Source organism: Bacteroides sp. (genome assembly GCF_029057325.1).
Lineage (GTDB): Bacteria > Bacteroidota > Bacteroidia > Bacteroidales > Bacteroidaceae > Bacteroides.
This window is the reverse complement of sequence record NZ_JAICZW010000052.1, coordinates 1-12,168: the sequence shown is the minus strand read 5'-3', so window position 1 is coordinate 12,168 and position 12,168 is coordinate 1. Positions and strand designations below refer to the sequence as shown.

Genomic DNA, 12,168 nt, shown 5'->3' with positions numbered 1-12,168 from the left:
TATATTTGCAGTCCAAAAAATTAAGAAAACAATAGTAATAATATTTTTTTTAAAGAAAAATGACTAAAGCTGATATTGTAAACGAAATTGCAAAGAGCACCGGAATTGAGAAGTCAACCGTACTTACAACCGTTGAAGCTTTTATGGAAGCTGTAAAAACCTCTTTGTCCAAAGATGAAAATGTTTACCTCCGTGGATTTGGTAGCTTTGTAGTAAAGAAAAGAGCACAGAAAACGGCTCGCAACATTTCCAAAAATACTACAATCATCATCCCGGAACATAACATTCCGGCATTTAAGCCCGCTAAAACATTCACCCTCTCAGTGAAGAAATAATAAACAATAGTATTAACCCATAAAATTTTGAAGCTATGCCAAGCGGAAAGAAGAAAAAAAGACATAAAATGTCAACACACAAGCGTAAAAAAAGACTAAGAAAGAACAGACATAAAAGCAAAAAGTAATTTTTAGTCTGAAGGACAAAATAAAGAACAAACTTGTGAAGCAAAACATCTCGCGAGTTTGTTCTTTGTGTAATTAATCAATTAGTTAACAAGGAAACAAGTTGACAAGAGAATAAGTTAACGGGGAAAACAAGGAGAGATACTCACCTCCTGCCTCATCAACTTGTCAACTGAGACCTCGTCAACTTAAAAAAAGCAATTATTGTGACAAGCGAACTCGTTGTTGACGTACAGCCCAAAGAAGTCTCCATCGCCCTGCTCGAAGACAAGCAACTGGTGGAACTCCAAAGCGAAGGAAGAAACATCTCTTTCTCCGTGGGCAATATGTATTTGGGACGCATCAAGAAACTGATGCCCGGCCTGAATGCCTGCTTCGTGGACGTGGGTTACGAGAAAGATGCTTTTCTTCATTACCAGGACTTAGGTCCACAATTCAACTCTTTAGAGAAATACGTAAAGCAGACTTTAAGCGACCGCAAGAAATTGAATCCCATTACCAAAGCAACCATACTTCCCGACCTTGAAAAGGACGGAACAGTATCGAACACACTCAAGGTGGGACAAGAAGTAGTGGTGCAGATTGTCAAGGAACCCATATCGACCAAAGGGCCGAGACTGACCTCCGAACTCTCTTTCGCCGGCAGATATCTCGTATTGATTCCCTTCAACGACAAGGTTTCCGTATCCCAAAAAATCAAATCGAGCGAAGAGCGTGCACGCCTCAAGCAATTGCTGATGAGCATCAAGCCGAAAAACTTCGGAGTCATCGTCCGCACCGTTGCCGAAGGAAAACGTGTAGCCGAGCTTGACGGAGAGCTTAAAGTATTACTGAAACATTGGGAAGAGGCCATCGTAAAAGTACAGAAGGCTACCAAATACCCTACGTTGATTTACGAAGAGACCAGCCGCGCTGTAGGATTGCTGCGCGACCTATTCAATCCCTCTTTTGAAAACATCCACGTGAACAACGAAGCGGTATATCACGAAATCAAGGATTACGTAACCCTTATCGCCCCCGAACGGGCAGAAATCGTGAAACTATACAAAGGGCAGCTCCCCATCTATGACAATTTCGGTATCACCAAACAAATCAAGTCCTCATTCGGCAAGACCATTTCATACAAGAGTGGCGCCTACCTGATTATCGAGCATACGGAAGCCCTTCACGTAGTGGACGTGAACAGCGGTAACCGCACCAAGAATGCCAACGGACAGGAAGCCAACGCACTGGAAGTGAACTTAGGAGCAGCCGACGAATTGGCACGCCAGCTCAGATTGAGAGACATGGGGGGCATTATCGTGGTGGACTTCATCGACATGAACGAAGCCGAAAACCGCCAGAAGCTTTACGAACGCATGTGTGCCAACATGCAGAAAGACAGGGCACGGCACAACATCCTGCCACTGAGCAAATTCGGACTGATGCAGATTACGCGTCAGCGCGTGCGCCCGGCCATGGATGTCAACACGACAGAGACCTGCCCCACCTGCTTCGGAAAAGGCACCATCAAATCGTCCATCCTCTTTACGGACACGCTGGAGAACAAAATAGACTATCTGGTAAACAAACTGAAGATTAAGAAATTCTCGTTGCACATCCACCCGTACATCGCCGCATACATCAATCAGGGACTCGTCTCCTTGAAACGAAAATGGCAAATGAAGTACGGATTCGGCATCAAGATTATTCCAAGCCAGAAACTTGCCTTTCTGGAATATGTATTCTATGACCCGCAAGGGGAAGAGATTGACATGAAGGAAGAAATCGAAATCAAATAACCTAAGAGATAAGGGCGTATCCACATGAAAGATACGCCCTTTCTTGTCCGTTCGAACAAACCAACCATTTTTTCCCTTATACATCTGCCGGACAAGGAACAGACATCCGAAAACAAATGATTAACCCATAGAAGATGTATGGATTTTTTCAATCGGCTAACTCTATTATCAAAATGAATGCCCTTATGAAACTTGTACTGAAAAACGGAGCAGCACTGAAGAAGGCGGCATGCGTATGTTTTCTTCTTTCGTTAGGAGGAAGCTTGTCGTACATGGTTGCACAAGACCGGGAAACAACGACCCACAACAGAACCGTCGCATGGCTGGAACACCTCTTCAACAAATTATCCGTTTCTCAATCAGACACGCTCTATGCTGTCCGCAACAACTATCGGTTCAGCATCAAGCCGAGAACCGGCATCTCCATCGGTATTTTTGAGTTCGGTTGGAAACAAGACGGTGAGAGACAGCAGTACACCATCAACTCTGCCCCCCTCTACAAGGTAGGAGCCAACTTCAGTTACCGCAACCTGACAATCGGCTTTCAGCGCGATGTGGAGCGTTTTTTCAAGAACAAGCGTGCCAACAATACGGAATTCGGGGCCAGCCTGTACGGAAGAATGTTGGGAGGCGACTACTTCTACAGCTCCTCCAACCGCTATACGATTCATTCCGAACAGAATAAGGAGTGGCATCTGCGGGTTTCCTGCTTCCGGTCTAAGCGTTTGCAAGCAAATGGATATTGGGTACTGAACCATCGCCGTTTCTCGTACCCCGCCGTATTTACACAGAGCTACCGGCAGAAGCGCAGCTGCGGCAGCATCATTCTGGGACTCTCCTTGCATGCCGAACAACTGGAATTGGATACCGATGCGCTTCCCGAAGCCTTGACCGAGCGCCTGAATACCTCCGAATATGCCCACGAGATAAACTATCGCAGCCTGAACATCGGTATGGGTTACGCATACAACTGGGTATTGGGACGCCGATGGATGCTGCATGGTTCTTTCCTACCCTCCTTTTCTACCTTCAAGCGTGCACGCCTGAAGTTTCCGACACATACCGATCGATTATCTGTAGATAAAGTGAATGTGGGCGGAATCGCCCGTTTAGGAGTATTATGGGACAGGTCGCGCAACTTTGCCGGATTTACGACTATAATCAATATGTATAATATGGGACAGAAGCCGGTAGATATCTCATCCTTCTACATCCGCAACCGCATATTTTATGGAGTAAGATTTTGAAAAACGGAGGCACAGAGACACAGCGGGAAAATAAAAAATACGCCGCGTCTCTGTGCCTCTGTGTTAAATAATTTACAGTTCGAGCACCAGCGACTCACGTGCCGCCATCTTCAGCTCTTCGCCAAAAGCGATGGTCTTTCCGCTGAGGATGTCTTTGCCTTGCTTGCAATCTTTCAGGATTTCCTTGTAGAACTTCAGAGGAACGGTGGTTTCGACATCCGTACCATTCAGCATCACGAATACCGTTTTTCCTTCGTATTGGCGGGCGTAGGCATAGACACCGTTCTGTACCATGAACTGCACCATGCTGCCTTTGGCAATCACGTCGTTTCCTTTGCGCCAGTTCAGAATCGTCTTATAGAAGTTGTAGCATTCGTTCTGGATTCGGGTGCGTCCTTCAGCAGTGAGGGCGGTCTCCTTGTCGCCTGCCCATCCGCCGGGGAAGTCCTTGCGCACATAGCCGTCGCTCTTGCTCTTCACACCGTTCATCATGATTTCCGTCCCGTAGTAAAGTTGCGGAATGCGGCGGGTGGTAAGCAGCAAAGTAGAGGCTTGTTTCAGCATCGGCAGATTGTCACCTTCGCCCAAGAAGCGGTCGGTATCATGATTCTCGATGAAAGCAAGTACGGAAGCGGGATTGGGATAAAGGAAGTCATAGACGAAATTGTTATAGACACGGTCCAGTCCCTTGAACCAAGTTTCGGTCTGTTCGGCTTTGGCAGTATTGATTTTGTCGAAGAAGCTGAAGTCCATCACTGTTTTCAGGTTGCTGTTCTTGGGGGCGGATAGTTTGGAGTCCTTCTGCCACCAGGCAGTATAGGCGGGTTCGGTCACCCAGGTCTCGCCTACGGTGTTGTAGTTGGGATATTCCTCGTTCAGTTCCTTCATCCAGTTGCTCATGGCGTTGTAGTCGGCATACGGATAGGTGTCCATACGGATACCGTCAATGTTGGCATACTCAATCCACCAAAAGCTGTTCTGCACCAGGTAGCGGTAAACGTGAGGGTTCTTCTGGTTGAGGTCAGGCATGGCGGTCACAAACCAGCCGTCGTTCATCTGGTCGAAATCGTATTGAGAGGTGTAGGGGTCAACGTGCGAGGTCAGTTTGAAAGAGGTCTGCACGAAGTTGTTCTCGTGGTCAGGGTTATTGAACCAGTCTTTGGAGGGCATGTCTTTAATCCATACATGCTCCACGCCGCAGTGATTGAAAATCATGTCCATCACAATCTTGATGCCACGGGCATGCGACTTCTCAATCAGCTGTTTGTACTCCTCGTTGGTACCGAAGCGTGGGTCCACACGGTAGTAATCGGTAGTAGCGTAGCCGTGGTAGGAGCCACCGGTCATGTTGTTCTCCAAGACGGGAGTAAACCAGAGGGCGGTCACGCCGAGATCGGAGAAGTAGTCGAGGTGTTGCTCAATGCCGGCAAGGTCGCCGCCGTGGCGGGCGTTGGGGTCGTTGCGGTCCACCTTATACTCCGCCATGCCTGCTATCTGGTCGTTGTCGGGGTTGCCGTTGGCAAATCGGTCGGGCATCAGCAGGTAGAGGGCATCGGAAGCGTCGAAGCCTTTGTGCGCGCACCCCTTCTTGTCGCGGGCTTTCAGTTCATACTCCTTGACGAGCTTCTTTTTCCCTTCGGTGAAGGTGAGGGTCATTTTGCCCGGTCTCACCTCTTTGTCCAGTTTCAGATAGACAATCAGGTAGTTGTTGCTTTCCAGCTTGACGGTGCTGCTCAGCGATACACCGGGGTAGTTGACTGAGACGGAGGCGTTTCCGATACCTTCGCCATAAACCATCAGCTGGAGTTCCGGATTCTGCATGCCGGTGTACCAGAAAGGCGGATCAATTTTGTTCACGTTCATAGCTGCATACGTGCTAAGCGAGAGCAGGATGGCTCCCAGAATAGAGAATACTTTTTTCATGATAATTACTTTACGGTTCATTTATTGTGCGCTAAATTAAAACAAATAGCGGAGAAACAAACCGTTTCTCCGCTGACTATACTTTATTATATTATGCAAACGTTTTCAATAGTACCCTATTTGATAGGCGCCACACTTGCCGTATCAACTTTCCCTTTGAAGAAATCCTCTTTCTTGCGTTTTTCGCGGATGTCCTTCAGCCAGTTTTCGGCGGCATTATACCGATTGTCTTCTCCGATGATGGGAACTCCGTCGGCATCCACTTCCTGCGCTTTGCCCTTGCTGTCTTTCGGCCGGGTTTTCAGGTATGCCGTCAGGTAGTGTTCTGCCTTGGGTATGTTCTTCAGGTAGTAATAGTAGATGAAGGCAACGTCGTAAAGCAATCTGTGTTTCTGCCGGTCATACTTCTCGTATTGCGTCAGGAGGGCATTTGCCTGGTTGGCATACTGAAGCGCCATCTTGTAGCAGTCGGCAAGTCCCACGTAGAGGCGGGACATTACGCTGTCGCTGGTCATGGAGAGGTTGATGGCTGTCTCCAGGTATGCCACCCCCTCCTTCTTCCAAGAGGTCTTGGAGCAGGCGCGACCCAGATAATAGAGGACATTGACATTGCTCCGGTCATCCTTGAGCGCTCTTTCCAGAAGATCGTGTGCCGGGTAGAAATTTTCAAGAGCATAATAGCTGATTCCGGCATAGAAGCAAGTCTGGAAGCTGCTGTCTTTTTCCTGCAACAGCTGTTCATACCTTTCTATGGCTTTGGGATAATCCCGGTTCAGGCAGTAGGCTTGAGCGTTGACCCGATTCACAAGGATGTTGGTGGAGTCGATGGAACGGAATTTCTCCGTGATATCAATGGCATCCTCATACTGATGGCCGGCCACATAAATATTGCCAAGCTTGGCTGCGGAGAGGTAATCATCGGGATACCTTTTCTGTATGTCCAGATAAGCATCTATCACGCGCATGATTTCCGTATTGTCATAGACCTGCCCCATGCTTTCCGCCCTCAGATGCAGCACGTATGCCGTGCTGTCTTTCTCTGCCAGCAGGTTGCTTTCCTTCAAAGATTCGCTGTATCTTTTCATGCCCATCAGCATGTTGATGTATTGCAGGCGCAGATATTTATTCTCCGGATTCAGTCCGATGGCATTTTGATAGCAGGCAAGCGCTTCGTTATATTTTGCCAGCGACTTGCAGCACTCGGCAGCTTCGATGTAAGCGCGGGAATTCAGTGAGTCCTGTCGGCAGATGTCGCGGAATACCTCCAACGCTTCGGAGGTGCGTCCCAGTCCTTTCAGCGCCTTCCCTTTTTGATAAAGCAAAGGAAGAGTGGGTGTTTTCTGCTCGATGAGCGACAGAACGGTTTCGTAGTCATAATCGGCCATCGCCTCTTGGATGGCGTTCGCATTTTGTGCCTTCAGGAGTGTATAGCAGGCACAGAAGCATAGAAAGATGAAGAAGTTTCGCATACAGTATATCATTACTTAGTGATTAAACCGCGTGCAAGTTACTAAAAATAATTTATTTACGAAATTACCGTAATATATTTAAGATAGATTAATGAATCAAGAACTGTGCCCCGCCAACTCTTTAAACAAAAAAAGGCTGCAACGTTTCACAACGGCACAGCCTCAATATGTACAAATACAAACTATATATCCTTACATCAAAAATCCTAATAAGATACCGGCAGCAACGGCAGAACCGATGACACCCGATACATTCGGACCCATCGCATGCATCAACAGATAGTTGGTGGAATCGTATTCCAAACCTACAACCTGAGAAATACGTGCAGAGTCGGGCACGGCAGATACGCCGGCGTTACCAATCAACGGGTTAATCTTATTGTCCTTCTTCAAGAAGAGATTGAAAATCTTCACGAAGATGACACCCGATGCCGTAGCGATGACAAACGACAACGCACCCAAGAAGAATATCAGGATGGAGTCCAAAGTAAGGAACTCGGATGCCTGTGTCGATGCTCCCACGGTGATACCCAGCAGGATGGTAATGGTGTCAATCAGCGGACCGCTGGCCGTATTTGCCAAACGACGTGTCACCCCACTCTCCTTCAAAAGGTTGCCGAAGAACAGCATACCCAACAGAGGCAGACCGGACGGCACAAGGAAGGTGGTCAGCAACAGACCGATAATGGGGAACATCACTTTCTCCGTATGCGAAACCACGCGTGGAGGTTTCATGCGAATCAAACGTTCCTTCTTGTTGGTCAGCAAACGCATGATGGGCGGCTGAATCACCGGTACCAATGCCATGTACGAATAGGCAGATACAGCGATGGCACCCATCAGGTTAGGAGCCAGCTTGGAAGAGAGGAAGATAGCGGTCGGACCGTCGGCACCACCGATGATGCCGATGGCACCTGCCTGCATCGGATCGAAGCCCAGGGCAAGGGCAATCATGTATGCACCGAATATACCGAACTGCGCTGCCGCACCCACCAACATCAGTTTGGGATTGGAAATCAGGGCAGAGAAATCCGTCATGGCACCGATGCCCAGGAAAATGAGCGGCGGATACCAGCCGGAACTGACTCCTTGATACAAAATATTAAGCACGGAACCCTCTTCATAGATGCCGACCTTCAGTCCGGCTTCCATATTGAAAGGGATATTACCGATGAGCATACCAAAACCTATCGGAATCAGCAGCATCGGCTCAAATTCCTTGGCTACGGCCAAGTATATGAAAAGCAACCCTATCAGAATCATTGCCACATGTCCTACCGTTGCATTGGCAAAACCTGTATAAGTCCAGAAGTCGGCAAGGTTGTTTCCTAAAAATGTGATAAATTCTCCCATATTATTCAATGATTACGAGGTCAGTACCTTCGAGAACGGAGTCTCCTTTATTAACGTTGATGGCTGTAATCTTGCCGTCTCTATCGGCATTGATGCTGTTCTCCATCTTCATGGCTTCCAGAATGACGACTACCTGGCCTTTCTTCACCGCATCACCCACGTTCACTTTGATGTCGAGGATGACACCCGGCAGCGGCGATTTCACGCCCGACTTGCCTCCGCCTGCGGCGGGTCTTGATACGGGAGCGGCGGCCGGAGCAGCGGCAGGTGCCGGCTTCACGACCGGACGCACTACAGGCTTGGCTGCCTCTTTAGGCTTCTTCTCCATTTCCACTTGGTAAGATGTGCCGTTCACTTCCACGTGAGCGATATTGTCTTCAATGTCTCCGATGGCAACCTTATAAACATTGCCGTTAATCTTATACTTATATTCTTTCATTGTTCTGTTTGTTTTAGGGTGACTTTACTTTTTGTGGGGAGTCTCACGCAATGTATAAATCTTTGAGCTCCACGGCGAGTAGCTGCGTTTCACGCGGGTAATGGTAAGCACGGTGTCTTCCACATCGTGCACGTCGTTTTGGTATTCGTGCATAGCCATGGCAATGGCGGCAAATACCTCTCCCGGAGCTTGTCCCAGTTTCTTTTCCTTGGCTTCCTGCTTGTCGGTGATGCCTTTCGCCTTCATGGCGTTCTTCTTGAGGAATCTTACCGAAAGCTTGCCCACGACATAGAAAGAGATGAACAGAAGCAGCAGACCGCTGAACACCACACTCATGGCAGAGATGGCCATACCGATGCCCGCACTGTCGTGCTCGGCAAACTTCTCCATCTTGGCATTGCTGTCGATGGTCTTGTTGTTAGTGCTTGGAGTCACGTACTTGTCGCTGCTTCCTCCCTTCACTTCCCATTCGTCGGCTGCGTCGCTGACACGGGCATACGATTGGTTGGCTTGCAACGCACCGGCGGGTACTGTCACCTGGTCAATCAGTTTCTTGCCCGAATCGTACAATCCAATCCAGTTGGCATTCGTGGCATCCAACTTGAAGTTGGTGTGGAACGTACCGCGTCTGGGCTCTCCATCCGCCCAGAAAAGCGCATGCTGACGTGGCTTCACCACGGTCATCACGTCACCTTTGGGGATGAAATAACTGGCTGTGTCGCCCGGCTGGCTACTGAACTTCAGGTAGCAGCCGGCAAGGTCGGCACTGCCGTATGATTTGTTGAATACTTCAATCCATGCGCTGTGTATGCCATAGTCATCCTGAAAGTTATTCTCGTTGTTGACAAGCACCTCATTCAGCAACAGCTTGCTGCTCGCCTTGTGTTCCGTACAAGAGGAACAGAGCCCCAGCATCAGCAGACATGAAAGGAATACTCCGATATGTATTTTCTTCATATACTTTGAGTTTTATTTTTCAATTCTCCATTTTTCAATTCTCTATTTACAGAGGAATGTTGCCATGCTTCTTAGCCGGATTCGACAATTTCTTGGTCTGCAACTGCTGCAAAGCGCGGATGATGCGGAAACGCGTGTTGCGCGGTTCGATGACATCGTCGATATAGCCATACTTGGCCGCATTGTAAGGATTGGCGAACAGCTTGTTGTATTCGGCTTCCTTCTCGGCAAGGAATTGTGCCGGATTCTCATGATCTTTCGCCTCGCGTGCGTACAACACCTCTACAGCACCCGCACCACCCATAACGGCGATTTCGGCGGTAGGCCATGCATAGTTCATGTCGCCACGGAGCTGCTTACAGCTCATCACGATGTGGGAACCACCGTAGGACTTACGAAGGGTAATCGTAACTTTGGGCACGGTAGCTTCTCCGTAAGCATACAGCAACTTGGCACCGTGCAGGATGACGCCGTTGTACTCCTGACCTGTTCCCGGAAGGAAGCCCGGAACATCGACCAACGACACGATGGGAATGTTGAAAGCGTCGCAGAAACGGACGAAGCGTGCACCCTTGCGAGACGCGTTGCTGTCGAGTACGCCTGCCAAATACTTCGGCTGGTTGGCAACAACACCCACGGACTGACCGTTGAAGCGTGCGAAACCGATGATGATATTCTTGGAATAGTCTTTCTGGATTTCGAGGAACTCGCCGTTATCCACAATGGCACCGATGACTTCATACATGTCATACGGCTTGTTCGGATTGTCAGGAATGATGTCGTTCAACGAATCTTCCAGACGGTCGATGGGGTCTGTGCAGTCCACGTAAGGCGGTTCTTCCAGATTGTTTTGCGGAATGTAGCTCAACAGCTTGCGGATGAGCGCCAACGCCTCTTCTTCCGTCTGAGCCGTAAAGTGAGTAACACCCGACTTTGTGGAGTGTACGCTGGCACCGCCCAAGTTCTCTTGCGTCACATCTTCACCGGTCACGGTCTTCACCACCTTCGGACCGGTAAGGAACATGTAAGAGGTACCTTCCATCATCAAAGTGAAATCGGTCAAAGCGGGAGAGTAAACGGCACCACCGGCACAAGGACCGAAGATACCGGAAATCTGCGGAATAACGCCTGATGCAAGGATGTTGCGCTGGAAAATCTCGGCATATCCCGCCAAGGCATTGATGCCCTCCTGAATACGTGCGCCACCGGAGTCGTTGATACCGATGCAGGGAGCCCCCATCTTCATGGCCTGATCCATGATTTTGCAAATCTTCAATGACATGGTTTCGGACAACGAACCGGCAGAAACCGTGAAATCCTGTGCGAAGATGTAAACCAGACGGCCGTCAATCGTACCGCATCCGGTCACCACACCATCACCGGCATAGTGCTTCTTTTCCATACCGAAGTTCGTACATCTATGCTCGACAAACATATCCATTTCTTCGAAACTGCCTTCGTCCAGAAGCATAGCAATACGTTCACGGGCTGTATATTTACCTTTATCGTGTTGCTTGGCAATTGCTTTTTCACCACCTCCCAAACGTGCCGCAGCACGGCGGTCGATAAGTTCTTTGATTTTTTCAAGTTGATTACTCATAATTTGCTTATTTATGATTTATGAAAAGATTTATGATTTATGATTGGCAACGGATTGTGGTCGCAATAAATCTGAAATCAGAAATCAGAAATCTAAAGTTTTTTCTCATTCCGGTTTTTCGCAAAGTTCAGTCAGTACGCCAAGCGTTGACTTCGGATGAAGGAACGCGATGTTCAAGCCCTCAGCACCTTTACGAGGCGCTTTATCAATAAGGCGGATGCCTGCCGCTTCCACCGTGGCAAGCGCATTGGCCACCCCGTCTTCCACAGCGAATGCCAAATGGTGCATACCTCCATTGCCATTGTTCTTCTCAATGAATTTGGCGATGGTACTTTCAGGAGAAGTCGGTTCCAACAGCTCTATCTTCACATCACCAACCTTCAGAAAAGCAGTTCTTACTTTTTGGTCTTCCACTGTCTCGATGTTGTAGCACTTCAAGCCTAAAACATTCTCATAATACGGAAGGGCTTCTTCGATGCTCTTGACGGCAATGCCCAAGTGTTCAATGTGTGAAATCTTCATAATTATATTTGTTAATATTACCATTATCTCCTCATTCAAAGGAGTAAAAACAAGCACAAAGAAAGATAATTCTTCCTTAATAAAGAAATTTTTCAGCAATAAAATTGCTGAAAAATCAAACTTTAGCGGCTCTTCAGCACGGAATTCACAGATTACCCGAAATTTTTCTTTTGCCAAACCGCAAGTTCCATGCCTAAAAAAAACGGAACGTTTGTTTCGACACAACCTTCCCTGATAACTTCCGGCGAATCAAGAATCACAAATATTTACACCACATATATTCCTTCCGAAAATTCAGCCAACCATACGTCTTCCCGCCCGCGTCTTTTAAGGCCCCTATCTGCTCCGTAGTTTCTTCGGTGTTTCTTCGGACGTTCTTCGGACATTCTTCGGTCCTAGGGAGTGGAGTTTGTCCG

10 protein-coding genes are annotated in these 12,168 nt (G+C 48.2%); 3 read left to right on the top strand and 7 right to left on the bottom strand.

What is annotated here, in order from left to right:
- Window positions 1–59: 59 nt before the first annotated feature.
- The 3 genes from K2G43_RS03545 (at window position 60) to K2G43_RS03535 (ending at window position 3,489) form a co-directional block, all read left to right on the top strand.
- Window positions 60–335: an HU family DNA-binding protein gene (locus K2G43_RS03545; protein WP_297643760.1), complete on the top strand. Its 276-nt coding sequence runs from the start codon at window positions 60–62 to the stop codon at window positions 333–335.
- 332 nt (window positions 336–667) lie between these two features.
- Window positions 668–2,242, top strand: a complete 1,575-nt coding sequence (locus K2G43_RS03540; RefSeq protein ID WP_297643758.1) for an Rne/Rng family ribonuclease — start codon at window positions 668–670, stop codon at window positions 2,240–2,242.
- A 185-nt stretch (window positions 2,243–2,427) separates the two neighbouring features.
- Window positions 2,428–3,489, top strand: a complete 1,062-nt coding sequence (locus tag K2G43_RS03535) for a DUF4421 domain-containing protein (RefSeq protein WP_300152987.1) — start codon at window positions 2,428–2,430, stop codon at window positions 3,487–3,489.
- A gap of 72 nt (window positions 3,490–3,561) precedes the next feature.
- Here K2G43_RS03535 and K2G43_RS03530 read toward each other — a convergent pair whose 3' ends face one another.
- The 7 genes from K2G43_RS03530 to mce form a co-directional block, all read right to left on the bottom strand.
- Window positions 3,562–5,412 (bottom strand): glycoside hydrolase family 13 protein, encoded by a 1,851-nt coding sequence (locus tag K2G43_RS03530; RefSeq protein ID WP_300152986.1) that lies wholly within the window; start codon window positions 5,410–5,412, stop codon window positions 3,562–3,564.
- A 116-nt stretch (window positions 5,413–5,528) separates the two neighbouring features.
- Window positions 5,529–6,881, bottom strand: a complete 1,353-nt coding sequence (locus tag K2G43_RS03525) for a hypothetical protein (RefSeq protein WP_300152985.1) — start codon at window positions 6,879–6,881, stop codon at window positions 5,529–5,531.
- A gap of 192 nt (window positions 6,882–7,073) precedes the next feature.
- The gene (locus K2G43_RS03520; protein WP_297645038.1) at window positions 7,074–8,234 is read right to left on the bottom strand and encodes a sodium ion-translocating decarboxylase subunit beta; all 1,161 of its coding nucleotides are present in this window, start codon (window positions 8,232–8,234) and stop codon (window positions 7,074–7,076) included.
- A gap of 1 nt (window position 8,235) precedes the next feature.
- Window positions 8,236–8,673 (bottom strand): biotin/lipoyl-containing protein, encoded by a 438-nt coding sequence (locus K2G43_RS03515; RefSeq protein WP_297645042.1) that lies wholly within the window; start codon window positions 8,671–8,673, stop codon window positions 8,236–8,238.
- Between the two features lie 24 nt (window positions 8,674–8,697).
- Window positions 8,698–9,630 carry an OadG family transporter subunit gene (locus K2G43_RS03510; RefSeq protein WP_300152984.1) on the bottom strand — a complete coding sequence of 311 codons (933 nt, stop codon included), beginning with the start codon at window positions 9,628–9,630 and terminating at the stop codon, window positions 8,698–8,700.
- 46 nt (window positions 9,631–9,676) lie between these two features.
- Window positions 9,677–11,230: an acyl-CoA carboxylase subunit beta gene (locus K2G43_RS03505; protein WP_300152983.1), complete on the bottom strand. Its 1,554-nt coding sequence runs from the start codon at window positions 11,228–11,230 to the stop codon at window positions 9,677–9,679.
- 105 nt (window positions 11,231–11,335) lie between these two features.
- Complete coding sequence (gene mce, locus K2G43_RS03500; protein WP_297645050.1) at window positions 11,336–11,752, bottom strand: methylmalonyl-CoA epimerase; 417 nt, start codon at window positions 11,750–11,752, stop codon at window positions 11,336–11,338.
- Window positions 11,753–12,168: the final 416 nt, after the last annotated feature.

What these genes read in the sequence shown, in the direction of transcription:
- K2G43_RS03545 (WP_297643760.1), top strand. Translation starts at nt 60, where the DNA reads ATGACTAAAGCTGATATTGTAAACGAAATTGCAAAGAGCACCGGAATT.
- K2G43_RS03515 (WP_297645042.1), bottom strand. Translation starts at nt 8,673, where the DNA reads ATGAAAGAATATAAGTATAAGATTAACGGCAATGTTTATAAGGTTGCC.
- K2G43_RS03520 (WP_297645038.1), bottom strand. Translation starts at nt 8,234, where the DNA reads ATGGGAGAATTTATCACATTTTTAGGAAACAACCTTGCCGACTTCTGG.
- K2G43_RS03505 (WP_300152983.1), bottom strand. Translation starts at nt 11,230, where the DNA reads ATGAGTAATCAACTTGAAAAAATCAAAGAACTTATCGACCGCCGTGCT.
- K2G43_RS03530 (WP_300152986.1), bottom strand. Translation starts at nt 5,412, where the DNA reads ATGAAAAAAGTATTCTCTATTCTGGGAGCCATCCTGCTCTCGCTTAGC.
- K2G43_RS03525 (WP_300152985.1), bottom strand. Translation starts at nt 6,881, where the DNA reads ATGCGAAACTTCTTCATCTTTCTATGCTTCTGTGCCTGCTATACACTC.
- K2G43_RS03510 (WP_300152984.1), bottom strand. Translation starts at nt 9,630, where the DNA reads ATGAAGAAAATACATATCGGAGTATTCCTTTCATGTCTGCTGATGCTG.
- K2G43_RS03535 (WP_300152987.1), top strand. Translation starts at nt 2,428, where the DNA reads ATGAAACTTGTACTGAAAAACGGAGCAGCACTGAAGAAGGCGGCATGC.
- mce (WP_297645050.1), bottom strand. Translation starts at nt 11,752, where the DNA reads ATGAAGATTTCACACATTGAACACTTGGGCATTGCCGTCAAGAGCATC.